General features: G+C 38.7%; 2 protein-coding genes and 1 riboswitch. Both genes read right to left on the bottom strand.

Annotation, left to right across the window (positions count from 1 at the left end):
* Positions 1-194, bottom strand: a 194-nt coding sequence (locus AC1DHY_RS15745) for a hypothetical protein (protein WP_476903905.1), incomplete at its 3' end; no start/stop codon positions are given.
* Positions 195-285: 91 nt separating this feature from the next.
* Positions 286-477: riboswitch (cobalamin riboswitch) on the bottom strand.
* 32 nt (positions 478-509) lie between these two features.
* Positions 510-1,445, bottom strand: a complete 936-nt coding sequence (locus tag AC1DHY_RS15740; protein WP_476903904.1) for an IS30 family transposase — start codon at positions 1,443-1,445, stop codon at positions 510-512.
* Between the last annotated feature and the right edge of the window lie 110 nt (positions 1,446-1,555).

The following is a 1,555-nucleotide window of genomic DNA, read 5'->3' as shown; positions in this document are numbered from 1 at the left end:
CTTGTATACTGCTTTTCCATGATTTCAAATTTTAACAGACTTTCATAATACTCAATTACTTGTGGATTCATGTGTAACACTCCTTCAATTTTAGCATAAAAAAACATCTTTCCTTCATCAGGAAGATGCCTACTATGACAAATACACGACATAATACGGTGATTGACATGGCGAAAAAAGCTTTCTATTTGCAATAGAAGCTACCTTTTTAGCAATCATCGTACTATGAGCATGCAGGAGAATTTCTCTAGTCACACTCAACACCCCCTATCCTCGTAGGTTTTTTGGTTGTACTAGATAAAGGCAGGTCTCCTGGCTTATGTTCATCACACTTTTCACCTTCCCATTACAATGTCGTAACAGTGGTCTTTTGAAACGTGCTCACATTTACAGTTGCGGGACAGCGTCGGATTTGCACCGATCTTCCCTTTTAAACAAATCGAATTTATGATTTGTACCTCTATCTTATTATTCCGTTTTTATTATTATACCATAATGGTGATGATTTGTCAAATTAAGTGCAACAATTGCTCATTAAAAGCCTCGTTTGCAGTTTTCCAACCAAGACATTTTCTTGGTCGGTTGTTGATATAGTTTAATGATTCTGTTAGTTCTTCTGGTGATACTTCTTCGAAATTTGTTTGCTTAGGGAAGAATTCGCGAAGTAATCCATTTCCATTTTCGTTACTTCCGCGTTGCCAAGAAGAATATGCGTCCGCAAAATAAACATCAATTTTCAAGTCTTTTTCTAACACTTTATAGCAGCTAAATTCTTTACCTCTGTCTGTTGTGGCTGTTTTTATAGTGCCTTTTGGTAATTTAGTATGAAGAAGACGTACTGCTCTTTCCATTGATTGAGCTGAGCGATCTGGTATCAAAAAGCCAACATACCACCGTGTCATTCGCTCAATAAATGTTGCTACACAACCTTTTGCTTTCCCACGTCCAGATACAACTGTATCTAACTCCCAATGTCCAAAGGTTTCACGTTTACGTACTTCTTTTGGGCGTTTAGAAATTGGTGTGCCAATGTTAAATCTTCCCCTTGTTTCGCGGGGCTTTTGGCGCTTTCCTTTTTGASGGAGAACGGTTATAGGCACTTCTAAAAGACCATCGTAAATCCAGCGATAGATGGTTTTAAAACTCAACTGTCCTTGATACAAGCGACCGACAATTTGTTCAGGCGACCAAGTATCCCGCAACTTTCCTTGAACAGCTTCTTTTACTTCTGGCGTACATTTTGACTTGGCACCACAGTTGGATTTATTTTGATGGTAACGTACTTGCGCCTCGTTAGCCGTACTACCGGCGTGGCGTTTTATTTCTCTGGAAATCGTAGAAGGTTGACGATTTAAGAGTTTCGCTATTTTACGAATCGGATAATCAAGTTCCAGGTATGTTTCTATTTTTACACGTTCTGATATGGTAAGATGGGTATAGCTCATAACGATTCCTCCGTTTGAATGTTGGTGTGGTAACTACATTCTACACGAGGTCGTTATGGGCTTCCTTTATATTGATTTCTGAGTGTTGCACTTAATATTACAATCCGTCA

Source organism: Arthrobacter sp. 05L44 (assembly GCF_056397605.1).
Note: the sequence above shows the minus strand (reverse complement) of the source record. Positions and strands in the feature narration are given on the sequence as shown.